Source organism: Pseudomonas putida, from assembly GCA_041071465.1.
Taxonomy (GTDB): Bacteria; Pseudomonadota; Gammaproteobacteria; order Pseudomonadales; family Pseudomonadaceae; genus Aquipseudomonas; species Aquipseudomonas putida_P.
The window spans coordinates 2740341-2765886 of the sequence record CP163498.1; the positions used below are offsets into that span (position 1 = coordinate 2740341).

The 25546-nt window shown below is 62.5% G+C and carries 19 protein-coding genes, 1 tRNA gene and 5 pseudogenes; 14 read left to right on the top strand and 11 right to left on the bottom strand.

The genetic code is table 11. The features are described from left to right. Positions 1-59: 59 nt before the first annotated feature. From AB5975_12685 to AB5975_12725, 9 genes and pseudogenes are all read left to right on the top strand, one after another. Entirely contained in the window at positions 60-1454 is a 1395-nt protein-coding gene (locus AB5975_12685) for an MFS transporter (GenBank protein ID XDR22582.1), read from the top strand. Between the two features lie 9 nt (positions 1455-1463). Next, entirely contained in the window at positions 1464-2009 is a 546-nt protein-coding gene (locus tag AB5975_12690) for a single-stranded DNA-binding protein (GenBank protein XDR22583.1), read from the top strand. A 331-nt stretch (positions 2010-2340) separates the two neighbouring features. Beyond that, positions 2341-5409 carry a formate dehydrogenase-N subunit alpha gene (fdnG, locus tag AB5975_12695; GenBank protein ID XDR22584.1) on the top strand — a complete coding sequence of 1023 codons (3069 nt, stop codon included), beginning with the start codon at positions 2341-2343 and terminating at the stop codon, positions 5407-5409. Beyond that, the gene (gene fdxH, locus AB5975_12700; GenBank protein ID XDR22585.1) at positions 5409-6359 is read left to right on the top strand and encodes a formate dehydrogenase subunit beta; all 951 of its coding nucleotides are present in this window, start codon (positions 5409-5411) and stop codon (positions 6357-6359) included. Before fdnG ends, fdxH begins: the two co-directional genes overlap by 1 nt. After that, entirely contained in the window at positions 6356-7012 is a 657-nt protein-coding gene (locus AB5975_12705; protein XDR22586.1) for a formate dehydrogenase subunit gamma, read from the top strand. Before fdxH ends, AB5975_12705 begins: the two co-directional genes overlap by 4 nt. A 4-nt stretch (positions 7013-7016) precedes the next feature. Continuing rightward, positions 7017-7936: pseudogene (gene fdhE, locus AB5975_12710) on the top strand (formate dehydrogenase accessory protein FdhE). Between the two features lie 96 nt (positions 7937-8032). Further along, complete coding sequence (selA, locus tag AB5975_12715) at positions 8033-9460, top strand: L-seryl-tRNA(Sec) selenium transferase (GenBank protein XDR22587.1); 1428 nt, start codon at positions 8033-8035, stop codon at positions 9458-9460. Beyond that, complete coding sequence (gene selB / locus AB5975_12720) at positions 9457-11379, top strand: selenocysteine-specific translation elongation factor (protein ID XDR22588.1); 1923 nt, start codon at positions 9457-9459, stop codon at positions 11377-11379. Before selA ends, selB begins: the two co-directional genes overlap by 4 nt. Before the next feature lie 6 nt (positions 11380-11385). Further along, positions 11386-11481 (top strand) — tRNA-Sec (locus AB5975_12725). A gap of 24 nt (positions 11482-11505) precedes the next feature. Here AB5975_12725 and AB5975_12730 read toward each other — a convergent pair. Together AB5975_12730 and AB5975_12735 are read right to left on the bottom strand one after the other, a co-directional pair. After that, entirely contained in the window at positions 11506-12504 is a 999-nt protein-coding gene (locus AB5975_12730; protein XDR22589.1) for an asparaginase, read from the bottom strand. 61 nt (positions 12505-12565) lie between these two features. Continuing rightward, on the bottom strand, positions 12566-14008 hold the full coding sequence (locus AB5975_12735; protein XDR22590.1) for an alanine/glycine:cation symporter family protein: 1443 nt from the start codon (positions 14006-14008) through the stop codon (positions 12566-12568). Positions 14009-14186: 178 nt separating this feature from the next. Here AB5975_12735 and AB5975_12740 point away from each other — a divergent pair, with 178 nt between their 5' ends. Then, positions 14187-14996, top strand: coding sequence for a helix-turn-helix domain-containing protein (locus AB5975_12740; protein ID XDR22591.1), 810 nt, complete (start codon positions 14187-14189; stop codon positions 14994-14996). A 10-nt stretch (positions 14997-15006) separates the two neighbouring features. Here AB5975_12740 and AB5975_12745 read toward each other — a convergent pair whose 3' ends face one another. The 3 genes and pseudogenes from AB5975_12745 to AB5975_12755 all read right to left on the bottom strand — a co-directional run bounded on the left by AB5975_12745 (position 15007) and on the right by AB5975_12755 (position 17708). Continuing rightward, positions 15007-15852, bottom strand: a complete 846-nt coding sequence (locus AB5975_12745; protein XDR22592.1) for an alpha/beta hydrolase — start codon at positions 15850-15852, stop codon at positions 15007-15009. Between the two features lie 8 nt (positions 15853-15860). Continuing rightward, positions 15861-16651 (bottom strand): annotated as a pseudogene (locus AB5975_12750) (TSUP family transporter). 17 nt (positions 16652-16668) lie between these two features. After that, positions 16669-17708, bottom strand: a pseudogene (locus AB5975_12755) (hypothetical protein). Between the two features lie 256 nt (positions 17709-17964). Here AB5975_12755 and AB5975_12760 point away from each other — a divergent pair. Continuing rightward, positions 17965-18849, top strand: coding sequence for a sugar nucleotide-binding protein (locus AB5975_12760; GenBank protein XDR22593.1), 885 nt, complete (start codon positions 17965-17967; stop codon positions 18847-18849). Next, positions 18842-19773, top strand: a pseudogene (locus AB5975_12765) (NAD-dependent epimerase/dehydratase family protein). Before AB5975_12760 ends, AB5975_12765 begins: the two are co-directional and overlap by 8 nt. Positions 19774-19801: 28 nt before the next feature. Here the strand turns inward: AB5975_12765 and AB5975_12770 are convergent. Then, positions 19802-20196 (bottom strand): annotated as a pseudogene (locus tag AB5975_12770) (winged helix-turn-helix transcriptional regulator). Here AB5975_12770 and AB5975_12775 point away from each other — a divergent pair. Together AB5975_12775 and AB5975_12780 are read left to right on the top strand one after the other, a co-directional pair. Next, positions 20122-20298, top strand: a complete 177-nt coding sequence (locus tag AB5975_12775) for a hypothetical protein (protein XDR23068.1) — start codon at positions 20122-20124, stop codon at positions 20296-20298. The pseudogene AB5975_12770 and the gene AB5975_12775 overlap by 75 nt on opposite strands. Before the next feature lie 46 nt (positions 20299-20344). Beyond that, on the top strand, positions 20345-21550 hold the full coding sequence (locus AB5975_12780) for an MFS transporter (protein XDR22594.1): 1206 nt from the start codon (positions 20345-20347) through the stop codon (positions 21548-21550). On the opposite strand, the gene AB5975_12785 is transcribed toward AB5975_12780, so the two are convergent. From AB5975_12785 to AB5975_12805, 5 genes are all read right to left on the bottom strand, one after another. Next, a complete protein-coding gene (locus AB5975_12785) occupies positions 21538-22221 on the bottom strand; it encodes an OmpW family protein (protein ID XDR22595.1) in 684 nt (227 codons plus the stop codon). The two genes, AB5975_12780 and AB5975_12785, sit on opposite strands and share 13 nt — an antisense overlap. Before the next feature lie 108 nt (positions 22222-22329). Beyond that, positions 22330-22902 carry a DUF3299 domain-containing protein gene (locus AB5975_12790; GenBank protein XDR22596.1) on the bottom strand — a complete coding sequence of 191 codons (573 nt, stop codon included), beginning with the start codon at positions 22900-22902 and terminating at the stop codon, positions 22330-22332. A 9-nt stretch (positions 22903-22911) separates the two neighbouring features. After that, positions 22912-24177, bottom strand: a complete 1266-nt coding sequence (locus AB5975_12795) for an ABC transporter permease (GenBank protein XDR22597.1) — start codon at positions 24175-24177, stop codon at positions 22912-22914. Then, the gene (locus tag AB5975_12800) at positions 24177-24887 is read right to left on the bottom strand and encodes an ABC transporter ATP-binding protein (GenBank protein XDR22598.1); all 711 of its coding nucleotides are present in this window, start codon (positions 24885-24887) and stop codon (positions 24177-24179) included. The genes AB5975_12795 and AB5975_12800 overlap by 1 nt, the downstream gene beginning before the upstream one ends. Beyond that, on the bottom strand, positions 24888-25463 hold the full coding sequence (locus AB5975_12805) for a DUF2796 domain-containing protein (protein XDR22599.1): 576 nt from the start codon (positions 25461-25463) through the stop codon (positions 24888-24890). Positions 25464-25546 lie beyond the last annotated feature (83 nt).

Genomic DNA, 25546 nt, shown 5'->3' on the forward strand with positions numbered 1-25546 from the left:
TAGATGCCGTCAAGCTGTCGGACTGATAGAATCGCCGCCGGTTCACACGAGGTTAATCCATGCACGACACCCACAACGAGCGCATGAGTGGCGGCGAAACCCGCGCCGCTGGCGGCCTTGCCCTGGTCTTTGCCTTTCGTATGCTGGGCATGTTCATGGTCTTGCCGGTACTGGCCACCTACGGCATGGACCTGGCCGGCGCCACACCTGCGCTGATCGGCCTGGCCATTGGTGCCTATGGCCTGACTCAGGCGGTACTGCAGATTCCATTCGGGATGATTTCCGACCGCATTGGCCGTCGTCCAGTGATTTACCTGGGGTTGGTGATCTTCGCCCTCGGCAGTGTGCTGGCAGCCCAGGCCGACTCCATCTGGGGCGTGATTGCCGGGCGCATCCTGCAGGGCGCCGGGGCGATTTCTGCCGCAGTCATGGCGTTGCTGTCCGACCTCACCCGCGAACAACACCGGACCAAGGCCATGGCCATGATTGGCATGAGCATCGGCTTGTCGTTCGCTGTCGCCATGGTCGTCGGCCCCTTGCTGACAAGTGCCTTTGGTTTGTCAGGTTTGTTCTTCGCCACGGCAGGGCTTGCCCTGGTTGGCATAGCGCTGATCGCGTTCGTCGTGCCCAACACCCACAGCATCCTGCAGCACCGCGAGTCGGGTGTGGCCCGCAAGGCACTCGGCCCAACCCTGCGCCACCCGGACCTTCTGCGCCTGGACGTGGGCATCTTCATCCTGCACGCCATCCTCATGGCCAGCTTCGTCGCGCTGCCGCTGGCCTTCGTCGAGCGTGGCGGCCTGCCCAAGGAAGAGCATTGGTGGGTGTACCTGACCGCGCTGTTCATCTCATTTTTTGCAATGGTCCCGTTCATCATCTACGGCGAAAAAAAGCGCAAGATGAAACGCGTGTTGGCTGGCGCGGTCAGTGTCCTGCTGCTGACAGAGATATACTTCTGGGAGTGGGCTGACGGTTTGCGCGGACTGGTGATTGGCACCGTGGTATTCTTTACCGCATTCAACCTGTTGGAGGCTTCGTTGCCTTCGCTGGTGAGCAAGGTGTCGCCTGCCGGTGGCAAGGGGACGGCGATGGGGGTGTATTCCACCAGCCAGTTCCTCGGTGCGGCACTGGGCGGAATCCTCGGTGGCTGGTTGTTCCAGCACGGTGGGCTGGACACGGTGTTCCTTGGTTGCGCGGTGCTGTGTGCCATCTGGCTGATCGTCGCCTTGCGCATGAACGAGCCGCCGTATGTGACCAGCCTGCGTATGCCGCTGACGCCCGAAGCAGTCCGTGAAGCCGGCCTGACCGAGCGCCTGATGGCCGTGCCGGGTGTGACCGACGCTGTGGTGGTGGCAGAAGAGGCCGCCATCTATATCAAACTGGATACGAAAATTTTGGACCGTGCGACCCTCGAGCGACTGGTGAATCCAGCCTCTTCGGCGTGCGAAGCCTAGGAGAACGTTATGGCCCGTGGGGTTAACAAAGTCATTCTGGTCGGCACCTGTGGCCAGGATCCCGAAGTCCGCTACCTGCCCAACGGTAACGCCGTGACCAACCTGAGCCTGGCTACCAGCGAGCAGTGGACCGACAAGCAGTCGGGCCAGAAGGTCGAGCGTACCGAGTGGCACCGTGTGTCGTTGTTCGGCAAGGTTGCCGAAATCGCCGGCGAGTACCTGCGCAAAGGTTCGCAGTGCTACATCGAGGGCAAGCTGCAGACCCGCGAGTGGGAAAAAGACGGTATCAAGCGCTACACCACCGAGATCATCGTCGACATCAACGGCACCATGCAGCTGCTTGGCGGTCGTCCGCAGGGCCAGCAGCAGGGCGGTGACCCCTACAACCAGGGGGGTGGCAACTACGGTGGCGGCCAACAGCAGCAGTACAACCAGGCTCCGCCTCGTCAGCAGGCCCAGCGCCCGCAACAGGCCCCTCAGCGCCCAGCGCCACAGCAGCCTGCACCGCAGCCGGCCGCTGACTTCGACAGCTTCGATGACGATATTCCGTTCTGATCAGAACAGTCAGGCGTCTAGCAAGACCAGAAACCCAGGGCAGTTGCCCTGGGTTTTTTATTGCTTTCGGGGCATGCCAATAGAAAGGTGAATGCCACACGTTGCTTGTCGCAGCATCGGCACCGCTATGAAATCGGGCGCCGCTCGAACGCCGCTCGATTTCACAGACACAAAAAACGCTGAGGCAGGTGCCTTAACTCCTGACTCAAGTCATCGCACCTTCTCGATTCTTGACTAGTCTTATCTATTGGCGGCCGTCAAAACCGCCACCGTGACTACCAAGAGGCGCCGGCCATGTTCCGCGCGTCCACCACCTGATCAGGAGTGCACGATGGACCTCAACCGTCGGCAATTCTTCAAGGTCGCCGCTGTCGGCCTTGGAGGCTCGAGCCTGGCGGCGTTGGGCATGGCCCCGACGCCGGCCTTCGCCGAGCAGGTGCGTCACTTCAAGCTGGCGCACACCAAAGAAGCGCGTAACACCTGCCCCTACTGCTCGGTCGGCTGCGGCCTGATCCTGTACAGCCAGGGCGATGCAGGCAAGAACGTCAAACAGAACATCATCCATATCGAAGGTGACGCCGACCACCCGGTCAACCGTGGCACCCTGTGCCCGAAAGGCGCCGGCCTGCTGGACTTTATCCACAGCCCGAGCCGCCTGCAGTACCCCGAGGTACGCAAGCCGGGCAGCAAGGAGTGGGTGCGGGTGAGCTGGGACGAGGCGCTCGACCGCGTCGCCGACCTGATGAAGCAGGACCGCGACGCCAACTTCATCGAGAAAAACGCCCAGGGGCAAACCGTCAACCGTTGGCTAACCACCGGTTTTCTGGCTGCCTCCGCTGCCTCCAGCGAGGCTGGTTACCTGACCCACAAGGTCGTCCGCGCAACAGGCATGCTGGGGTTCGATAACCAGGCACGTGTCTGACATGGCCCGACGGTGGCAAGTCTTGCCCCGACGTACGGCCGTGGCGCCATGACCAACCACTGGTCCGATATCGCCAACGCGAATCTGGTCCTGGTGATGGGTGGCAACGCAGCAGAAGCGCATCCGTGCGGCTTCAAGTGGGTGACCGAGGCCAAGGCGCACAACAAGGCGCGGCTGATCGTGGTCGACCCGCGGTTTACCCGTACCGCTTCGGTCGCGGACTACTACGCGCCAATTCGCACCGGTACCGACATCGCCTTCATGGGCGGGCTGATCAACTACCTGCTGAGCACCGACAAGATCCAGCACGAGTACGTGCGCAACTACACCGACGTGTCGTTCATCGTCAAAGAGAACTATGGCTTCGAGGATGGGCTGTTCAGCGGCTACGACGAAGCCAAGCGTGTGTACGCCGACAAGTCCGGCTGGGGTTATGAGCTGGGTGAGGACGGCTATGCCAAGGTCGACCCGACCCTGCAGCACCCGCGCTGCGTGTTCCAGCTGATGAAGCAGCATTACAGCCGCTATACCCCGGAACTGGCGAGCATGACCTGTGGCATGCCGCAGGACGCCATGATGAAGGTCTGGGAAGAGATCGCCACATGCTCGGCACCGGGCAAGACCATGACGATTCTCTATGCACTGGGCTGGACGCAACACTCGATCGGTGCGCAAATCATCCGCAGTGCAGCCATGGTCCAGTTGCTGTTGGGCAACGTCGGCATGCCGGGTGGCGGGGTCAACGCCCTGCGGGGGCACTCCAACATCCAGGGCCTGACCGACCTCGGCCTGCTGTCCAACTCGCTGCCGGGTTACCTGACCTTGGCCGGCGATGCCGAGCAGGATTACGCCACCTATATCGACAAACGCGCTTCCAAGCCGCTGCGTCCTGGGCAGCTGTCGTACTGGCAGAACTACGGCAAGTTCCACGTCAGCCTGATGAAGGCCTGGTACGGTGCCAACGCCACGGCGGAAAACAACTGGGGCTATGACTGGCTGCCGAAGCTCGACGTACCGGCCTACGACGTGCTGCGCATGTTCGAGATGATGGGCCAGGGCAAGGTCAACGGTTACATGTGCCAGGGTTTCAACCCAATCGCCGCGCTGCCGGACAAGAACCGCGTCACGGCGGCGCTGGGCAAGCTCAAGTGGCTGGTGATCATGGACCCGCTGGCCACCGAGACCTCGGAGTTCTGGCGCAACGCCGGGCCGTTTAACGATGTCGACACGGCCAACATCCAGACCGAAGTGATACGCCTGCCCACCACTTGCTTCGCCGAGGAAGACGGCTCGCTGGTCAACAGCAGCCGTTGGCTGCAGTGGCACTGGAAGGGCGCCGACGGGCCGGGCGAGACCCGTACCGATGTGCAGATCATGAGCGAGTTGTTCCTGCGCCTGCGCCAACGCTACCAGGCTGAAGGCGGCGCCTACCCAGACGCGATGATGAACATCAGCTGGCCGTACAAGATTCCTGACGAGCCGTCTCCAGAGGAACTGGCCAAGGAAATGAACGGCTGGGCGGTCACCGACCTTACCGACACTACCGGCGCCACGCTCAAGGCCGGCCAGCAGCTGTCGGGCTTTGCCCAGATGAAGGACGACGGCAGCACGGCATCCGGTTGCTGGATCTTTGCTGGCTGTTGGACCGAGCAGGGCAACCAGATGGCCCGTCGCGACAACAGCGACCCATACGGCATGCACCAGGTGCAGAACTGGGCCTGGGCCTGGCCGGCCAACCGCCGCATCCTCTACAACCGTGCCTCCAGCGACCCGCAAGGCAAACCGTGGGACCCGGAGAAAAAGCGCCTGGTGTGGTGGAACGGCAAGGCCTGGACCGGCACCGACGTGCCGGACTTCAAGGTCGATTCGCCGCCCGAGGCGGGCATGAACCCGTTCATCATGAACCCCGAAGGTGTGGCGCGTTTCTTCGCCATCGACAAGATGGCCGAAGGCCCGTTCCCCGAGCACTACGAGCCATTTGAAACGCCAATCGGCATCAACCCGCTGCACCCGCAGAACAAGAAGGCCACCAGCAACCCGGCCGGGCGCATTTTCGACTCGGTGTGGGACACCCTCGGCACGCACGACGAGTTTCCCTATGCGGCGACCACGTACCGGCTGACCGAGCACTTCCACTTCTGGAGCAAGCACTGCCGGCTCAACGCCATTGCCCAACCCGAGCAATTCGTCGAGATCGGCGAGGTGCTGGCCAACGAGAAAGGCATCAAGGCTGGCGACCGAGTGCGGGTGTCGAGCAAGCGTGGGCATATCGACGCGGTGGCGGTGGTGACCAAGCGGATTCGTCCGCTGCAGGTCAACAACCAGACCGTGCACCAGATCGGCATCCCGCTGCACTGGGGGTTCACCGGCGCTACCCGGCATGGCTACCTGACCAACACCCTGGTGCCGTTCCTCGGTGATGGCAATACGCAGACCCCAGAGTCCAAGTCGTTCCTCGTCAAAGTGGAGAAACTCTGATGGCCAGCCAAGACATCATCGCCCGCTCGGCCACCACCACCGTGCCGTCCTCGGTACGCCAGCAGCAGGAGGTCGCCAAGCTGATCGACACCACCAAGTGCATCGGCTGCAAGGCCTGCCAGGTGGCGTGCTCGGAGTGGAACGAACTGCGCGACGAGGTGGGCCACAACCACGGCACCTACGACAACCCCCAGGACCTCACTGCCGAGACCTGGACGCTGATGCGCTTTACCGAGCACGAGCGCGACGACGGCAACCTGGAGTGGCTGATCCGCAAGGATGGCTGCATGCACTGCGCCGACCCAGGATGCCTGAAGGCCTGCCCGAGCCCAGGGGCGATCATCAAGCACGCCAACGGTATCGTCGACTTCAACCAGGATCACTGCATCGGCTGCGGCTACTGCATCACCGGCTGCCCGTTCAACATCCCGCGCATTTCGCAGAAGGACCACAAAGCATACAAGTGCACCCTGTGTTCCGACCGCGTGACCGTGGGCCTGGAGCCGGCTTGCGTGAAAACCTGCCCGACTGGGGCGATCGTGTTCGGCAGCAAGGACGAGATGAAGGTGCACGCTGCCGAGCGCATCGTCGACCTGAAGTCACGGGGTTACGACAAGGCCGGGTTATACGACCCTGACGGGGTCGGTGGTACCCACGTGATGTACGTGCTGCACCATGCCGACACGCCGAAGCTGTACGCCGGCCTGCCGGACCAGCCGGTGATCAGCCCGCTGGTGGGCCTGTGGAAGGGCTTCACCAAGCCGTTGGCGCTGCTGGCGATGGGCGCGGCGGTGCTGGCCGGGTTCTTCCATTACGTACGGGTCGGGCCACAGCGGGTAGAGGACGATGAGCACCCCACGGCGCCCGATGACAGCGTCCACCAGGTGGACCCGGCGGTGCATGTCTACGATCCGAAGCAGCCCGGTGGGCAAGGGGAGCAGCGGCCATGAGCGACAACAAACCCATCCTGCGCTACAACGCCAACGAGCGGACCAACCACTGGATCGTCGCCATCCTGTTCTTCATGGCCGGGCTTTCCGGGCTGGCGCTGTTCCATCCGGCGCTGTTCTGGCTTAGCCACCTGTTCGGCGGCGGGCCGTGGACACGCATCCTGCACCCGTTCATGGGGGTGGCGATGTTCGTGTTTTTCCTCGGCTTGGTGATTCGTTTCTGGCGGGCTAATATCATCACCGCCAACGATCGCTTGTGGCTGCGCCGCATCGATCGGGTGATGGTCAATCGTGAAGATGGCGTGCCGCCGATCGGCAAATACAACGCCGGGCAGAAGCTGCTGTTCTGGACCCTGCTGGTGTGCATGCTGGTGCTGCTGGTCAGTGGTGTGGTGATCTGGCGCGCCTATTTCAGCCATTGGTTCGGCATCGATGCCATTCGCCTGTCTGCGCTGCTGCATGCGCTGGCGGCGTTTGTGCTGATCCTCAGCATCATCGTGCACATCTACGCCGGTATCTGGATCAAGGGCTCGATCGGCGCCATGCTACATGGCTGGGTCAGCCGCGCCTGGGCACGCAAGCACCATGAGTTGTGGTACCGCGACGTGACCGGCGACAAGACGCCGGGCAATCACGGACGAAAAGAAGGATGAGCGCTTGAGCACGATACTTGAACCCGGGCAGATCGAAGCGTCGGCGGTGACGCCGCCGTTTCTGCACCTGCCCCCGCCAATCTGTTCGAGCTGCGCGCCTTGCGACTTGAGCACCTGGTCGAGGGCAACGCCCTTGGCGACTACCTGAAACTGGTCGCACGGTTGTGCCGCATCCAGCAACAGCTTGTGGATAACCCGCCCGGCGGCATGCCGGTGGCCGAGGAGCGTCAGCGCCTGTGCATAAGTCATGGATTGCCGCCGCTGGCGGCTGACAGCCTGGTGCGTGAGGGGCCTTGGTTGGTCTGGTTGCAGGCCTTGCTACAGCCATTGAGCGGCGAAACCAGCGGCCCGCTGGGTGAGGCGCTGCAGGTACTGCGCGGCAGTGATGACGACCAACGCAAGGGCTGGGGCATCGCTTTGCTAGCTGGCCAGTACGACGCGGTGCCGGCAGCATTGGTGCCGTTCCTCGGGGCTGCGCTTCAGGCGGCCTGGTCCAGTTGGTTGCTGGCGTTGCCGACGCCTGAGCTCAAACCTGCCGGCAGCCTGGCCCAGTGCCCGGCCTGTGGTTCGCCGGCGATGGCCGGGGTGGTGCGCAACCGTGGCAAGCACAATGGCTTGCGTTACCTGGCGTGTTCGCTGTGTGCCTGTGAATGGCATGTGGTGCGGGTTAAATGTGTGTACTGCGAGTCGAGCAAGGACTTGCGCTACACCAGCCTCGAGGATGACCGCCATGCCCCGGGCAAGGCGCCGCTGCGCGCCGAATGCTGCCCAGGGTGCGAAAGCTACCTGAAACAGAACTACCTGGAGAACGATGCGGCGGCCGAGCCGCTGGCCGACGACCTGGCCAGCCTGGCGCTGGATATGCGCCTGGACGAGGAGGGTTTTCATCGCCTGGCACCCAACTTGATGCTCGCACCTGGGTAGAGGGTAAGTGTCTACACTGACGTTTCGAGTTGCCCTTTTCGCGGCCGGTCCGCGAAGAGGCCAGTACAGACACCGGATTAGCCAAGGTAGTACCGCATGTCTTCCAGCCTCGCCAGCGACACCCCACGCCTGCCTTCAATCGATACCCTCCTGCGCCACCAGGCCTGCCTTCCGCTGATCGACCGCCACGGTCGCGAAGGCGTCCTGGCCACCCTGCGGCAATTGCTCGACGACCTGCGCAACCTTGTCCGCAACGGTGAGCTCACCCCCGCCGAACTGGCCCCCGAAATCCTCCTGGGCCGCACGGGCGAACGCCTTGCCGCTCAGCAACGCAGCCAGGTCCGCCGCGTGTTCAACCTCACCGGTACTGTGCTGCACACCAACCTCGGTCGCGCCCTGTTGCCTGAAGCGGCCATCGAGGCCATGCAGACTGCCGCCCGCTATCCACTCAACCTGGAATTTGACCTGGCTACCGGTAAGCGCGGCGACCGTGACGATTTGATCGAGGGTTTGATCCGTGAGTTGACCGGCGCCGAGGCCGTCACCGTGGTCAACAACAATGCCGCCGCCGTGCTACTGGCGCTCAACAGCCTGGGCGCGCGCAAGGAGGGCATCATCTCTCGTGGCGAGCTGATCGAGATCGGCGGCGCCTTCCGCATCCCCGACATCATGGCCCGTGCCGGCGTGAAGCTGCACGAGATCGGCACTACCAACCGCACCCACGCCCGCGACTACGAGGCCGCCATCGGCCCACGTACCGGCTTGCTGATGCGCGTGCATTGCAGCAACTACAGCATCCAGGGCTTCACCACCCAGGTGCCCACGGCCGAGCTGGCGAGCATCGCCCACCAACGTGACCTACCGCTGCTTGAAGACTTGGGCAGCGGCAGCTTGCTCGACCTTACCCGCTGGGGCCTGCCCGCCGAGCCGACCGTACGCCAGGCCTTGGCCGACGGCGCCGATATCGTCACCTTCAGTGGCGACAAACTGTTGGGCGGGCCGCAAGCCGGGATCATTGTCGGCCGCAAGGACTTGATCGCCAGGATCAAGAAAAACCCGCTCAAGCGTGCGCTGCGCGTCGACAAGATCACCCTCGCCGCACTCGAAGCGGTCCTAGCGCTGTACCGCAACCCTGACCGCTTGGCCGAGCGCCTGCCCAGCCTGCGTCTGCTGACCCGTAGCCAGGCCGAGATCCAAGCCCAAGCCGAGCGTCTGGCGCCTGAAGTCAAGGCGCACCTCGGCGAGCAATGGGCCGTCAGCGTAGCGCCTGCTTTGGGCATGATCGGCAGTGGCAGCCAGCCGGTGGCGCGCTTGCCCAGCGCTGCACTGTGTCTGCGCCCGCAGGTGTCGAAGAAGTTGCGCGGGCGCAGCCTGCATGTGCTGGAGCGAGCCCTGCGCGACCTCCCGGTGCCGGTGTTGGGCCGCCTCGACGACGATGCCCTCTGGCTGGACCTGCGCCAACTGGATGACGAAGCCCAGTGGCTCGCTCAATTGCCAGCCCTGCAGTTGGGGCCGGTGCAGTGATCGTTGGTACAGCCGGCCACATTGATCACGGCAAGACCGCGCTGCTGCAGGCGTTGACCGGCCAGGCCGGTGACCAACGCCAGGAAGAGCGCGCCCGTGGCATGACCATCGACCTTGGTTATCGCTACGCGGCGTTGAGTGAAGGCGCGCCGTTGACCGGCTTCATCGATGTGCCGGGCCACGAGCGTTTTATCCACAACATGCTGGCCGGCGCCCATGGCATCGACTTGGTGCTGTTGGTCGTGGCTGCCGACGATGGGGTCATGCCGCAGACCCGTGAGCACCTGGCGATCATCGAACTGCTGGGCATTTCCCAGGCCCTGGTGGCGATCAGCAAGTGCGACCGGGTCGAGCCGTCGCGCCTGGCCGAGGTGCAGATACAAGTTAGTGAACTGCTGGCGCCTGGGCCGTATGCCGGGGCGCGGCAGTTCCCATTGTCGAGCATCAGCGGGGAAGGCATCGAAGCGCTACGTCAGGCGCTGCTGGAAGCCGAAGCAGGTGTGCGACAACGGAGTGCGCGCGGTGGCTTTCGCTTGGCCGTCGACCGTGCCTTTGCGGTTACCGGCGCCGGTGTGGTGGTCACCGGCACGGCACTGGCCGGGCGGGTCAGTGCTGGTGATACGTTGTTGCTGGGTAAGGCCGGCAAGCCGGTGCGCGTGCGTGGCCTGCATGCACAGAACCAGGCCGCGCTGGTGGCTGAGGCGGGTCAGCGGGTGGCGCTGAACATCGCTGCCGAGCGCCTGACCGTGGAGCAGGTGCACCGGGGCGACTGGCTGGTACCCGAATGGTTGCACGCACCCAGTGTAAGGGTGGATATCGAGCTGAACCTGTTGCCGGGCGAAACGCATACCTTCGAACACTTCAGCGCCGTGCATGTGCACCTTGGCACCCAGGATGTAACCGCCAGGGTCGCCTTGCTTGAAGGCCAAAGCCTGGCGGCCGGCCAACGCACGTTTGCCCAGTTGCTGCTGAATGCGCCGCTGCAAGCGGTGCACGGCGACCGCCTGGTGCTGCGCGACCAACGTGCCCAGCGCACACTGGGCGGCGGCAAGGTGCTCGACCCGTTCGCCCCCAGCCGCCAACGCCGCACCGATGAGCGCCTACGGCAGTTGCAGGTGCTGCGTGATGCCGTGGATCTGGAGCAGGCGCTGCCAGCGCTGCTCGCCAGCGCCCCGGCCGGTATCGACCCACAGCGACTAGAGCGGCAGTTCAATCGCCTGCGCGAAACCTGGCATTTGCCGAAGGATGTACTGGTGGTGGCTACGCGGCAGGGCCAACTGTTGTTCGCCAACGCCCAATGGCAGGCGCTCAAGCAGCAGGTGCTGGCGCAACTGGCGCGTTTCCATGAGCAAGAGCCCGACCAGCTCGGCCCGGACCGTGACCGCCTGCGCCGCTTCGTAGCCTTGCCCCTGGAACGGCCGGCGTTCGTCAGCCTGCTGGATGAATTGCTCGAAAACGGCGCCCTGGCCAGCAGCGGGCCCTGGCTGCATCTGCCCGATCACAAGGTGCAGTTGAGCGAAGCCGACAGTGCATTGTGGGCACGTTTGCAGCCCAGGTTGCTGGCAGGGCAATACGATCCACCCTGGGTCCGGACGCTGGCGAGTGAGGAGAGTTGCGCCGAAGCCGATGTGCGCCTGTTGCTGCGCAAGTTGGCTCGGCTGGGCTTGGTGCATCAGGTGGTGCGTGACCTGTTCTACCCAGAGGCGACGTTACAGCGCATGGCAGAGCTGCTGCTGGGGCAGGCCCGCGAAACGCCAATAGTGCAGGTTGCCGCGTTTCGCGATATGTTGGGCATCGGTCGCAAGCGCAGTGTGCAGATTCTGGAGTACTTCGACCGCATCGGCCTGACCCGGAGGGTGGCCGACCAGCGTCACATCCGCGCCGACAGCACCCTGGCCCAACAGCAGGCCAGGCACTGAATTCAAGGAAGGCAATCGCGCCCGGTGGCGCGGCCGGGCTTCAAACCCGGTTGGGGACGGCAGCCGTTCCCGGGCAGGTTCGACTCCCGCTGCCTTCCGCCATTTTTCTGGGTACCAAGGCCGCTTCTACGCCCGTTCCCCACACAGGTCCAGCGCAAACCACTGCTCGGCGGCTTCGACATCCAACCCAGCCCCCAGCAGCGCAACCATCTTGCCCAGCGCTGCCTCACGGGTCATGCCGCCACCACTGATCAGGCCGGCCCCGCGCAAGCGGTTACCTGCCGCATAGGTATCGAACACCACGGAGCCTTCTGGGCACTGGCTGATAGCCGCCAGCATCACGCCGCGCTGGCGTGCCGCGCTCAGCACATCAAGCAGCGCTTGGTCATCCGATGGACCCGTACCGCTGCCATAGCACTCCAGCAGAACCCCTTGTACACCGCTGTCGATCAGCCCCTGCAAGTGCTCGGCCTGCAGCCCTGGGAACACCGGCACTACGGCCAGGTTGACCGGCTGGCGTGGATGCATGTAGCCAAGTTCGGCGGGAATCGCCGAGGCCCGCTCACCACCCCGATGGCGCGGTAGAGCGGCAAAGGCATCGAACGCTTCGCTGCGCAGCTTGGACGCCCGGCAGCCATGCAGCAGTTGGCCGTGGAAGTACAGATGCACCCCACCTTCCAGGCCTTGTTCGAACTGGCGCAATGCGCCGCACAGGTTGGCCCAGGCATCGCTACCCGGTGCACCAGCAGGCAGCATCGAGCCGGTCAACAGCACCGGTACGGGCAGGCCCAGCAACAGGAACGACAACGCTGCAGCGCTGTAAGCCATGCTGTCGGTGCCATGCAACACCAACACGCCATCATGGCCTGCAACATCCACGGCTTCGACGATGGCATCGCGCATCGCCAACCAGTTGTGCTGTTGCATGTTGGCGCTGTCCAGCAGCGGGTTCAGCTCTTGCAGCGCCCATTGCAGCTTGGGTGCATCGGCCATCTGGGCAAAGTGTTCACGCATCCGCGCTTCGAAGCCACCGGCCGGCGCCAGGCCTTCCGGGGTTTCGAGCATGCCGATGGTGCCACCGGTATAGAGAACGAGAAGATTCTTTACTGCACGCATGGCAAGCATCCGTAGCGGTGAGCGGAGAAGAAAAGCCGCCCGCGGAAGGGGCGGCTGGGCAGGGAGGATATCAGCGCTGCGGCTGAGCTTGGCCGGCTGCTTTGTCAGCGGCTGTTTCCACCTGCGGATTGGCAGGCCAGGCATTACGGTCCAGGTCCAGGTCGGCGAACTTAGATGAGTCGAACACTGGCTGATGCACACCGGCCTTGCGCTGGTCGTCGTAGTCGCGCATGACGCGCAGGCCGACCTTGAACAGCAGGGCCAGGGCGACCAGGTTGACGAAGGCCAGGCAAGTCATGGTGATGTCGGCGAAGGCGAACACAGTCGACAGGTCTTGCATCGACCCCCAAACCACCAACGCCAGCACCAGGCCACGGAACACCATCAGCACCACACGGTTGCGGCTCAGGAACTGCAGGCTGTTCTCGCCCAGGTAGTAGTTGTAGAGGATGCAGGTGAACACGAACAGCGACAGCGCCACGCTGACGAACACGCGGCCCCAGTCACCCACCACGGCGGCCAGCGAGTTCTGGGTCAGGACAATGCCGTCGCCCTCGAAACCAGGGGTGTAGAAGCCCGACAGAAGAATCAGCAGTGCGGTGCAGGTGCAGATCACGAAGGTGTCGAGGAACACGCTGAAAGCCTGCACCACGCCCTGCGCACCCGGGTGTTTCACGGCCGCCACGGCCGCCACGTTCGGCGCACTGCCCAGGCCCGCTTCGTTGGCGAATACGCCACGTTTGACGCCCATGACGATGGCGCTGCCGAGCAGGCCACCGAAGGCCGGGTCGAGGCCGAAGGCGCTCTTGAAGATGGTTTCAAGCATGGCCGGCACATGTTCGATCTGGGTGCCGATCACGTACAGGGTCACGCCGATGTAGGCCAGGGTCTTGACCGGCACCAGCAGGTCCGACACCGCAGCGATACGCTTGATGCCGCCGATGAAGGTGACGGCCAGCAGCACGGCCAGGACGATACCGGTGTGTTTCGGGTCGAAGGCGAAGGCGTTCTGCAGCGAGTGAGTCACGGTGTAAGACTGCAGGCCGATGAAGGCGAAGCCGTAGGTGACCAGCAGCAGGATCGAGAACACGATGGCCATGCTTTTCAGCTTCAGCCCGTGCTGGATGTAGTAGGCCGGGCCACCGCGGTACAGGCCATCGCCATCCGCGCGCTTGTACACTTGGGCCAGGGTACATTCGAAGAAGCTGCTGGACATACCCACCAGTGCGGTGACCCACATCCAGAACACGGCACCTGGGCCACCCAGGGTCACAGCGATACCGACACCAGCGATGTTACCGGCACCTACGCGGCCGGCCAGGCTCAGCATCAGCGCCTGGAAGGAGCTCAGCTGGCCTGCCTGGCCACGCAGCGATTCCTTGAACACGCTGAACATATGGGCGAAATGGCGGAACTGGACGAACCGGGAGCGGAGGGTGAAGTAGCTACCCAGCCCTACGATCAGCACGATGAGGAGTTTCCCCGAAAGGAAATCGTTGATTACTTCGAGCATTGGAAAATGACCTCGATTCTTATTCTTCGTGTGGAAAGACCAGCGGACGGCAGGCGCACCGCTATTCGTTGGGGCGCATGGTTGGCTATGACAAGAGTGGTTACAATTTCGCGGATTGCTCTGAGTTGATGCGACTTGATGCTACAATGGCGTCATTCGCGTCACCTGGATTACGCACATGAGCGATCATTTCGCTACCAACCTCAAGCTGGCCTGCAGCCATTACCGCTCTATTTCCGAAGTTTGCCGCCAGCTGTCGATCAACCGCGCACAGTTCAACAAGTACCTGAGCGGGCAGAGCCGTCCGACGGCTTTCAACCTGAAGCGCATCGGCGATTTCTTCGGCGTTGAGGATTACGAGTTGAACCTGCCGGCCGAGCAGTTTGCCCGGCTGATTGGCGCACGGGTGTCGACCCTGGCCGAGCAGCCCAGCGACCCGATCAGTGAACTGTTCCGCCCGCTGCACGATCATGCCGGCAACCTGTCGCGCTATTGCGGTTACTACTTCGAGTATTCCAACTGCATGTCGGTGCCGGGCACGATCCTGGTGTCACTGGTGCACCTGTGGGAGGAGCGTGGCCGCTTCCTGTTCGAGCGCCGGGAGCGTCAGGAGCGCTCCAGCGCCACTGACCAGCATGCCGAGGTGCGTTGCCGTTATCTGGGGGCGGCGTTCCAGCTGCAGGACCGTTTGTTCCTCATCGACTACGAGTCGCTGACGTTCAACGAAATGAGCCAGACCATCCTCATCCCCAGCTTCAAAAGCCGAATCACTCGCCTGAACGGCCTGAAGGCCGGTGTGTCCAGCGGCGACCGGCGCAACCCGGCCTGCACCAGGGTGGTGTGGGAGTACCTGGGTGAGGAGATCAATCGCATCAATGCTTACCGGCAAGTGAAACTGTACCGGCCGGATGATCCGCGTATCGATGATGATGTACGTGAGCGGCTAAGCGTGAGGCCACTGAGTAACGGTTTGTTTGAAATCGAGTAACTGCCTACGGTCAGGCGTCTTCGAGGATGAAGGTTTCCACGGCGCTCGCAACCTGATCCGCAATCGCTGGCGTACTGCGTAAATGGGCGGCGATGCCATGGTCGCAGTCTGTAAGAAACACGCATTGCAAACGCGCGGCTGCAACTGATTGCATCAGGGCCTGGGTGACCTCCTCAGGAATCGGGCTGTAGCGCTCGGCGCCGGTCAGCCACAGGCTGCCTGCGCTGGTGCCTGGGCCTTTGCCGAATCGCTGTGAGTTGAGCCCGTCATATTCGCCTATCACCATCAGCACTCTGCCTTGGAACTGCTTGAGGAAGGCGTAACTGTCGCAATCGAGAAAGCCATAGGGTTTTCTGATGGCGGCTGTGAATGCCGGACCGAAGGGGGCCTGGTGAGCATGGTCTGGATAGACTGCTGGGCAGACCAGCACGATGCTGTTCACCTGCGGCAATTGTGCTGCAAGTTTCAGCGCAATTGCCGCGCCCAGGCTGTGGCCAATTATCGTTCGGCATTGAGGTGCGATATGCGCGTGGAAGCGTCGTGCCTCATCAAGGTTCGTAGCCAGTGAAGGCGAAGCTGCACCAGGTTCACTGGCAAGGCTATGGCCTGACAGATTAGCAGTGAGCGAACCTATGCCTGCGGCTTGCAAGCGATAGAGCAGGGGGTTGAGCCGGGTAAAGTCGGAGCGCGCGCCACCCAGGACGAATGCAGGCCCTGCGCGCTCGATATCGGGTACCAGCAATCGGGCCTGTTGCTGGTAGGTTCCGAATACTTCGTCGATGAAAAGTTCTTTGCCTGGGGCGGGTTCGTCAAACTGCCATTTCAGGCGCTGAGAAGATCCCGTTTGCAAGTGCATGGTGCCCTCTAAAGTAACAGGTTAAGCCACTCGCCGAGTGGATTGCTCGTGTCGAGCAGTAATTTGAGTGCCATGAGGATGCAGACACTGACCAGCAGCGGCCTTATGAGCCTCGTGCCGAAACGAACTGCGCAGCGTGCACCCAATTGCGCGCCCAGAAAGGCGGCAAGCGCCATTGCCAGCGCCAGCGACCAGATAATCGCTCCGCTGAGTGAAAAGACTGACAGTGCGCCCAGGTTGCAGGCTGCGTTCAAAAGCTTGCTGGTGCACACGGCCTGTATCAAGTGCTGGCCCAAGAGAATTACGCAGGCCAGCATGAAGAACGAGCCGACGCCAGGGCCAAATACTCCATCATAAAACCCAATGAACGGTGTAACCGCCACACAAAACAGGCTAGTCGACATCTTCGCCTTGCGCGCTTGTTCATTCGGGCTTGGACTAAAGGCAAAGTAGGCTGCTATCAGGATCAGCAGCGGGGGGACGCATGCCTGTAAAAGGCTTTTGGGCACATACGTTATCGACAAGGCTCCCAGAGCGCCGCCAATAAACGACATGACCGCCATCGAGCTGCCTCGTCTCCAGTCGATCATGCCTTTGCGGGCAAAGGCGCAAGTAGCCGAAACCGTCGCTGAAGCTGCCTGGAATTTATTAGTGGCAATTGCCGCCAAGGGCTCTATACCGGCGATGAACAGTACGGGAGCGTGATCAGGCCACCGCCTCCGGCGATAGCGTCGAAAAAGCCGGCCGTGAGTGCGACGAGTGCCAGTATCAGGACAAGCGTTAAATCGATTTCAATCATTGGGTATTTTTCGCTAATCAGCCACGCACCAGCAGCGGATCCTCAACAAGTACCAACGGTGCTGCGAAGGGGGAGTATCCGAATTGACGAAGGAGAAGGCGCCGGTTGTCCTCAACTGTCTGGCGACCGTGCAACGCTCTGCTGTTGTTGATTAACAATGCACGGTCGGGCTGCAAGACAAACACCAGTGGTTGTACGCTACTCAGCATTTTCCGAAAAGTACTGAACGCGCGTGCTGCAGCGCTGCAAGCACGCTCATTCAAACTGAAGCGGTAACTGTTGAAGCGTACAGAGAAGCCACCGTTAGGCTCGAACTGAAGCATTGAAACTGCTTCACCTGCTTTGCCTTTTCCGTCAGCAAGCACTCACTGCGAGTGAAGTTGAAAGATTTTGAGGTCAGTGCGAGCGCATCCAGGCTGCTCAAGCGCTCGATGATTTCTTGTAGGGGAAAGACATGCGTAGGGTCATTGGCGGGGTTCCAGCGAGCAGTGAGGATAAGTGCAGAGGGAGCAGGGGAGTGACCATCACTGGAGACTGTTGAACAGTTGTAAGGCGCTTCAGTGTGCGGCCCCAAGCACAAGCCTGCATGCGAGCTGGTTTCAACTTCCAGGCGTGGGTGTTCGCCAACCCGTGGAATTCGGCCTCCTCCCTTGAAGTTGCCAACCAGACGGACCTGCTTGCCCTCGTTGTCGATATCAAAAGCGAAATTTCGGTGTCGTGCGAGCTCCAGCAGCAGCTGATTGCGCGAGGCGAGGTATGTGCAGCGAGGGTTTTGCGCCAAGGCGGTGATATCGGGAAGGTTTTCAGGTATCGGCTCGTCGGCATAAGGCATGTGCCTGTACATCAGCGTAGACAATCTGCCTTCGCCGAAGCGCTGTAGCAGCGAACGCTGCTCGTCAGTCAAGGATTTCTGGATTTGGTCGGCCAATATACGTGCCTGGATTGCAACCCCCTTTGCTTCCGGGCCGCCGGAGTCTGCAAGGGTTTGGCTTGCAAAGGCTATGGCCCGACTTTGCTCGGGGGAAAAATCCAGGTATGCGGCTTGCGAGTGAGGCATTGAACGTTCCTTGTACTTATTTTTGTGGGGCTCCCCTGTTGGCAAGGGGGAACTATTGAATGCAGTTATGCTTTTGCGTGGTAGTCAGCTCGTTCCTGGTATGCCGTAGGAAATATCTGTGTGTCGCGATAGTGAGCTTTGGCAGCTCGGAAACCGCACCGCCTGAAGCAGTCACAGGGCCAGACGTTGGACTTCCCGCAGCGGAAACCGCAAAATGCCCCTTTCCTTCATCAACCTCTCCGGATCTGCTGACTCTATGCGTATGCGCCTAATGCTGTTGGGTGGTGGCAATGCCCTCGGGCAAGCGCTGATTCGTCTTGGGGCCGAGGAGGACATCGCATTCCTGGCGCCACGCCCGCCCGAGAACGGTTGGACGCCGGCCAGCCTCACTCAGTTGCTCGACGATCACCGCCCCGACGCGCTGGTCAACCTGGCCTATTACTTCGACTGGTTCCAGGCCGAGTCGGTCAGCGAGCAGCGCCTGGCTCAACAGGAGCGGGCGGTGGAGCGGCTGGCGGAGCTGTGCCAGCACCACCAGATCACCCTGGTGCAGCCTTCCAGCTACCGGGTGTTCGATGGTTCGCGGGCCACGGCCTATAGCGAAAAAGACGAGCCCGTGCCGCTGGGCCTGCGTGGCCAGGCCTTGTGGCGCATCGAGCAGAGCGTGCGTGCGGCCTGCCCACAGCATGTACTGCTGCGCTTTGGCTGGCTGCTCGACGAGAGCATCGACGGCTCGTTGGGCCGCTTCCTGACACGTGCCGAGCAACCACAAGAGCTGCTGCTGGCCGATGATCGACGTGGCAACCCGACGCCTGTCGATGATGCCGCCCGGGTGATCCTGTCGGTGCTCAAGCAGCTCGATTGCAATGCGCCGTTGTGGGGCACCTACCATTACGCTGGCAACGAGGCGACCACGCCGCTGGCGCTGGGCCAGGCGATCCTCACCGAGGCCGGCCAGCACCGCCAACTGGCCGTGCAGGCCCCCACACCGCAAGCCCATGCCGCGCGCCCGGATGCCAGCGAAGAGCCGCAACATGCGGTACTGGCCTGCAAGAAAATCCTTCATACCTTCGGTATCAAGCCGCGTGCCTGGCGCGCTGGCTTGCCGCCTCTACTGGACCGGTTCTACCGCCATGGCTGACGCCCCCATCCTGATCACCGGCGGTGCCGGCTTCATTGGCTCCCACCTGTGCGATGCGTTGTTGGACAAAGGCTACGCCGTACGCATTCTTGATGACTTTTCCACAGGCCGCAGGAGCAACCTGCAGGTCGACCACCCACGGTTGGAGCTGATTGAAGGCGATGTAGCCGATGCCGGGTTGGTTACACAGACAGCGGCTGGCTGCCGTGCTGTAGTGCACCTGGCGGCGGTGGCCTCGGTGCAGGCCTCGGTCGAGGACCCGGTACGCACCCATCAGAGCAACTTCATCGGCACCCTCAATGTCTGTGAAGCCATGCGCGTGCATGGCGTGCGTCGGGTGCTGTTCGCTTCCAGTGCGGCGGTGTATGGCAACAATGGCGAGGGCGAGTCGATTGCCGAAGAGACCCCCAAGGCGCCGCTGACCCCCTATGCCGTGGACAAACTGGCCAGTGAGCAATACCTGGACTTCTACCGCCGCCAGCATGGTCTGGAGCCGGTGGTGTTTCGCTTCTTCAATATTTTCGGGCCACGTCAGGACCCGTCCTCACCGTATTCCGGTGTGATCAGCATTTTCTGCGAGCGCGCTGTACAGGGCTTGCCGATCACGGTGTTTGGCGATGGCGAGCAGACCCGTGATTTCCTCTACGTGGGTGATCTGGTGCAGGTGATGGTGCAAGCATTGGAGCAGCCGCAGGTCGAGGAGGGGGCGGTGAACATCGGCCTCAACCAGGCGACTTCGCTGAACCAGTTGCTGGCAGCGCTGGAGAAGGTGGTGGGGAGCTTGCCAGCGATCAGCTATGTCGCGGCCCGTTCGGGGATATTCGCCATTCGCGGGCGGATAATCAGCGGTTGCTGGCGCGGTTCAAGTTCGCGCAGGCGACGCCGATGGTCGAGGGGCTGGCGCGGCTTCTGGGCAAGGCCTGATAACCGGGGGCTGCGCAGCAGCCCCAAATCATTCATGCCGCACCATTCTGCGCAGGCAGTCTTCGGCATGCAAAACCCGCCCATCCTGGGCACGCACCTGCAACGTCTCAAGCGCCTGCCCGGTAGCTCCCTCCACCAATTCCGAACGCGCCTCACCCGCCTCGAACAGAAACCGCTCCCCCATTGCCTCAAGCCAACCACCACTGGAAACACCGACCGCCCTTTCGCGGTCAGCACATATTCCTTGTAGGCACTGCCATCCGATGCCGGCTGCAAGGCCAGCAACTCGCTCTCCACCAGTAGTTTGAGCCGCGAGGCGAGGATGTTCTTCGCCAGCCCCAGGTTCTTGTGAAATTCACTGAACCGGTGCAGGCCGTCAAAGGCATCGCGCAGGATCATCAGCGCCCAACGGTCACCCAGCACCTCCAGGGCCCGGGCTACGGGGCATTGCGCATTGTGTTCATCGAGCATGGTGCAAACCTGCTTAACGTCTGGTTGCAGATTAAAACCACATTTGCTAAATAGCCAGTGTGTGGTTTCAAATCGAAACCAGATTGACGAGGTTGGTCCGATGGCACCTTCACTGACACGCTGGACAACCCTGTTGCTTGCCATTACCAGCGCCATGGCCGTCGCGACGGTGTACTTCGCTCAGCCTCTGCTTGAGTCGATGGCTGCCGAGCTGGGGGTAGGGCAGCAGCAGATTGGCTGGGTAGTTGGCGCGACCCAGGCGGGCTATGCCCTGGGGTTGCTACTGATCGTGCCGCTGGGTGACTTGGTCGATCGCAAGCGCCTGTTGCTTGGCCAGTTGCTGTTCTCGGCTCTGGCGCTGATCGGCGTCGGCATGTCGCAAAGTTGGGCAATGCTGCTGGTGGCTCTAGCCGTCACCGGGTTGATGGCCGTGATGGTGCAGGTGATGGTGGCGCATGCCGCGAGCCTGGCCTCACCGGGCCAGCAAGGGCAGGCGGTAGGCGCCGTCACCAGTGGTGTGGTGCTGGGCATTCTGCTTGCGCGCCTGGTCTCGGGCGGGTTGGCCGACCTGGCCGGTTGGCGCAGCGTGTACTGGATGGCCGCAGGCGTCTTGATAGTGCTGGCACTGGTGATATGGCGTAGCTTGCCCTCGGTGCAGCCCGTCATGCATCGGTCTGGCTACCGGGCGCTGATTGTGTCCCAGTTCAACCTGTACCGGCACGACAGGTTGCTGCGCCAGCGAGGCATGTTTGGAGTGTTGATCTTCGCCGCGTTCAGCGTGCTATGGAGTGCCATGGTCATGCCGCTCAGTGCTGCGCCGTTGGCGCTGAGCCATACCGAGATCGGCCTGTTCGGCCTGGCAGGTGTCGCGGGTACCTTGGCAGCTTCGCGTGCCGGTCGTCTGGCTGACCAGGGGCAGGGTGAACGCACTACTGGGTTGGCGCTGGCCTTGCTGACGCTGTCGTGGTTGCCCACGGCGTTTGTCGGGGCTTCACTGATGGCCTTCGTGCTGGGAGTGCTGATGCTGGACTTTGCCGTGCAGGCGGTACATGTCACCAACCAGAGCCTGTTGCTGGCCGGGCGTGGCGCGATGGCCAGCCGGTTGATCGGTGCCTACATGTGTTGCTACTCGCTTGGCAGCGGGCTGGGAGCGGTGTTGGCGGCCTGGGTGTTTGCCCATTGGGGGTGGGTCGCAGTGTGCGGGCTTGGCATGGCCATCAGCGCGGTAGCGCTGGGCTACTGGCTATGGCTGCAACGTGCGAGGGCGGCCGAAGCCGCCCTGCCGTGTTCAGGTCAGAACTTGTAGCCAAGGCCGACCATGTACACCCACGGGTCGACATCGACGTCGACCTTGGTCTTGCTGTAGCCCAAAGCGGTCGGGCCGTTGACGCTGGCCTTGGTGTCGATGTCGACGTACCAGACCGAGGCGTTGACCAGCAGGTTGTCGGTGATCATGTAGTCCATGCCCAGCTGGCCGGCGATCCCGATCGAGTCCTGCAGTTTCAGGTTGCTGAAGCCTTGCTGCTTGCGGGCACTGCTGAGGTCTTCATCGAAGAACAGGGTGTAGTTGATGCCCACGCCGGCATAGGGCTGGAACTTGGAGTTCGGTTCCATCGGGTAGTACTGCAGCGACAGGGTCGGTGGCAGTTGCTTGATGTCGGCCAGCTTGCCGTCCAGGCCGCCGCCCAGGCCTTTTACGCCTACGGTGTGCTTGAACGGGGTGGCTGCCAGCAGCTCCAGGCCGATGTGGTCGGTGAGCATATAGGCAAAGGTCAAGCCCAGCTGGGTGTCGCTGTCCAGGGTTGCCTTGGTGCCCGAAACCTTGTTGCCATCGAATTTCAGGTCGCCGCTGCTTTCGTTAGGGGCGGTGGTGATGGCGCCTGCGCGGACGATGACATCGCCTGCCTGGTGAGCGTGGGCAACAGGGGCGGCGAGCGCAAGGGCCACAAGCGAGGCGCCGAGCAAGGACTTGTTCATGGAAGCTCCCAAAGGACGTTATTAATCGAGTAGTCCAATGGTACGGAGCTGGTTAAACAGAAAGTTTGACCCAGCTCAAGAAGCGTCTTCACGAATTCGAAACAGTTCTCATCTCAGCTCATACGCGTATATTTTCTCGGCCTCCATCTGGTAGCCAGCGTCGGCCAGTTCGCTGCTGGAGGCTCTAACCTGCATCTTCCCCTCGATCCAGTAAGGTTGGTAGAGGTCTTCGACGCGCACGCCCATCTCACTGAAAATGTGCACGATCTGGTTCGACGGTGGGGGTGGCACGTGGATACACGCACCGTAGTAAGGGACCAGCAGGAATTCGGTGGTGCGGCCTTCTTCGCTGACCTCCAGTGGCACGATGTAGCCCGGCAGCTTGACCTGCTGGCCGTCGAGACCTTTCACCACCGGGGCATCGGGGGCTTGCTGGCGCGCGGGTGGGGCAGACTCGGCAGACAGGGCGTTGCTTAGCTGCGACATGTCGTGCAGCGGCGCCAGTTGTGGTGGGATGACCGGGGCGCCTTCGGGGATCAGGGCGGGCCAGTCCAGTTCACGGGGTTCTGAGGCCCAGGCAGGCAATGTCAGCGAGAGCAATATGACCAGTAGAAATTGTGTTGCCTTTACTGGCCTCTTCGCGGGTGAACCCGCGAAGAGGGCGATGAGGTGTTTGATCATTACGCGCACTCAGAGGTGTATGGACAAACCATCGGCCAGCGACTGCCAATACGCCCGCCACGCAGGCACGCTACCCATCAGCAACGCAGCCCCCAGGATGATAGCCAGCAAGGTCCATTCATGAGCGCTAGGTAGGGCCAGTGGCAGATACAAGCCATAGTTCGCCTGTACATACCCCTGCGCAAGGGCAATCCCCGCGTACAGCAAGCCAAGCCCGGCCACGATCCCGACCGCCGCCAGTGACAGTGCCTCCAGTACCAGCAGCCCCGCGATATGCCAAGGCCTGGCACCGACCGAGCGTAAGATCGCCATCTCCCGGCGGCGCTCGTTGAGGCTGGTAAGAATCGCCGTGAGCATGCCAATCAGGCCGGTCAGCACCACGAACAGCGACACCACGAACAGTGCTTGTTCGGCAGTGCCCATCAGGCTCCAGAGCTCCTGCAGGGCCACCCCAGGTAGGATCGCCAGCAGCGGCTCGCTGCGGTACTCATTGATCTCCCGCTGCAGGCTGAAGGTCGCGATCTTGCTGTTCAGCCCCAGCATGAATGCAGTGATGGCGGCAGGTTGCAGGTCCATCGCGCGTGCTTGCTCGGCGCTGATGCGCCCGGCGCCACGGGCGGGTACGCCGTTGTGCCAGTCGATATGGATCGCTTCCATACCCCCCAGGCTGATATGCAGGGTGCGATCGACCGGTGTGCCGGTGCGTTTGAGCACACCGACCACGGTGAATGGTTTGTCGTCGTGCTTGACCAGGCTGATGGCGGCCACGCCGTGGGCCAGTACCAGCTTGTCACCCAGCTTGTAATGCAGCGCCTCGGCCACTTCGGCGCCGAGCACCACTTCGAAGGGGTCGCTGGCGAACTCACGTCCCTGGCTCAGTTCCAGGTGCTGGCGGCGACCGTACTGGTAATGGCTGAAGTAATCCGCCGTGGTACCCATCACCCTGTAGCCACGGTGGGAGTCGCCCAGCGAGATCGGGATTGCCCACTTCACCCGTGGGTCCTGGGCATAATGCTGGAAGCTGTCCCAACGGATGTTGTTGGTGGCGTTACCAATGCGGAACACCGAATACAGCAGCAGGTTCACCGAGCCAGAGCGGGCGCCGACGATCAGGTCGGTTCCGCTGATGGTGCTGGCGAAGCTGGCGCGAGCCTCGGTACGGACCCGCTCCACGGCCAGCAGCAGGCACACCGACAAGGCAATGGCAAAAGCGGTCAGAAACGCAGTGAAACGGCGGTTGGCCAGGCTGGCCAGGGCAAGGCGGAGCAGGTACATCAGGCCTCCCGGGGCTTGGCGGCGCGGTTGAGGTCGGCCAGGGAAAGGTGGCGGTCGAACAGCGGTGCCAGGCTTTGATCGTGGCTGACGAACAACAAGCTTGCGCCGGCGGCGCGGCACTCATCGAACAGCAGGCGGATGAACGCTTCGCGGGTGTCGGTATCCAGTGCCGAAGTCGGCTCGTCGGCAATCACCAACTCGGGCTGGCCGATCAGTGCGCGGGCGGCGGCGACCCGCTGCTGCTGGCCGATCGACAGGCTGTCGGCGCGGCGGGCGAGCAGGGCGGGGTCGTCCAGGCCCAGGTGCGCCAACAGCGTGCTGGCTGCCTGGTCGACACCGCCATGGCGCTGCTCGGCGCGGGCCTTGCGGCTGCGCGAGAAGCGGCAGGGCAGCTCGACGTTTTCACGTACCGACAGAAATGGCAGCAGGTTGAACTGCTGAAAGATGTACCCCGTGTGATCCACCCGAAAACGGTCGCGGGCGCCCTGACTCAGCCCGCCGAGGTCCTGGCCGAGCAACTCGATACGGCCCTGGGCGGGCACGCTCACCCCGCCCAGCAGGCCCAGCAAGGTGGTCTTGCCACTGCCGCTGGGGCCCTTGAGGAACAAGGCTTCACCAGCGTTCAGGCGCAAGGCTGGAATGTCCAGCAGCGGCGGCTGACCTGGCCAGGCGAACACCAGGTCACGCAGTTCGATCAACGGCTGGCTCATTCAGAAGGCGACCGTTGCCTGGGCCGGCGTGGTTTCCACACCTTTCTGGCCATTGGGGCCGATCAGTTGCACGTTGATTTTCTGGGTGGCCGGGAAGGCCTTGAACAGTGGTGCCAGGTCCACCTGTGTCAGTTTCTCGGGGTTGGCGCAGGTCAGCTGGTAATGGGCGCCAATGTCGCTGTGTTGGTGCCCATGCTCATGATCGTCGCCATCCTCGTCGGCTTTCGGGGCGTCACCGAACAGCGGGCTTTCCAGCGCCTGCTGTTCTTCTTTGCAGCCTGCGGCAGCAGCCAGGCCGACCAGCGTCAACGGTTGTTCGAGCTGCTGGCGTACGGCGGCGACCTTGGCCTTGTCGGCATCGCTGCTGGCCGCGTGCTCGAAACCGACCAGGTTCATGGCCGGGCTGTCCAGCTCAAGCTCCAGGGTGTTGCCATCGAGTACGACGTTGAGCTTGGCTACGCCATGCTCATGGGCGCCGAGTGTGCCATGGGCGTGGTCGTGATCATGGTCATCGTGGGCATGGGCCACGGCCAGTGGCAGCAAGGCGAAGGGCAGGGCGAGCAGCAGGCGACGCATGGACGACTCCGGAGCGGGCTGGAAGATTGAGTTATGTTATAACAATTTTTCTGCGCGCCGCCAGCCTGCGTGGCTAAGGTTTC

Coding starts and splice junctions, on each gene's coding strand:
- AB5975_12740 (XDR22591.1), top strand. CDS start 14,187: ATGAGCGATCATTTCGCTACCAACCTCAAGCTGGCCTGCAGCCATTAC.
- AB5975_12685 (XDR22582.1), top strand. CDS start 60: ATGCACGACACCCACAACGAGCGCATGAGTGGCGGCGAAACCCGCGCC.
- AB5975_12760 (XDR22593.1), top strand. CDS start 17,965: ATGCGTATGCGCCTAATGCTGTTGGGTGGTGGCAATGCCCTCGGGCAA.
- AB5975_12800 (XDR22598.1), bottom strand. CDS start 24,887: ATGAGCCAGCCGTTGATCGAACTGCGTGACCTGGTGTTCGCCTGGCCA.
- AB5975_12795 (XDR22597.1), bottom strand. CDS start 24,177: ATGTACCTGCTCCGCCTTGCCCTGGCCAGCCTGGCCAACCGCCGTTTC.
- selA (XDR22587.1), top strand. CDS start 8,033: ATGTCTTCCAGCCTCGCCAGCGACACCCCACGCCTGCCTTCAATCGAT.
- AB5975_12790 (XDR22596.1), bottom strand. CDS start 22,902: ATGATCAAACACCTCATCGCCCTCTTCGCGGGTTCACCCGCGAAGAGG.
- AB5975_12730 (XDR22589.1), bottom strand. CDS start 12,504: ATGCTTGCCATGCGTGCAGTAAAGAATCTTCTCGTTCTCTATACCGGT.
- AB5975_12705 (XDR22586.1), top strand. CDS start 6,356: ATGAGCGACAACAAACCCATCCTGCGCTACAACGCCAACGAGCGGACC.
- AB5975_12785 (XDR22595.1), bottom strand. CDS start 22,221: ATGAACAAGTCCTTGCTCGGCGCCTCGCTTGTGGCCCTTGCGCTCGCC.
- AB5975_12780 (XDR22594.1), top strand. CDS start 20,345: ATGGCACCTTCACTGACACGCTGGACAACCCTGTTGCTTGCCATTACC.
- AB5975_12690 (XDR22583.1), top strand. CDS start 1,464: ATGGCCCGTGGGGTTAACAAAGTCATTCTGGTCGGCACCTGTGGCCAG.
- AB5975_12745 (XDR22592.1), bottom strand. CDS start 15,852: ATGCACTTGCAAACGGGATCTTCTCAGCGCCTGAAATGGCAGTTTGAC.
- AB5975_12735 (XDR22590.1), bottom strand. CDS start 14,008: ATGCTCGAAGTAATCAACGATTTCCTTTCGGGGAAACTCCTCATCGTG.
- AB5975_12805 (XDR22599.1), bottom strand. CDS start 25,463: ATGCGTCGCCTGCTGCTCGCCCTGCCCTTCGCCTTGCTGCCACTGGCC.
- fdxH (XDR22585.1), top strand. CDS start 5,409: ATGGCCAGCCAAGACATCATCGCCCGCTCGGCCACCACCACCGTGCCG.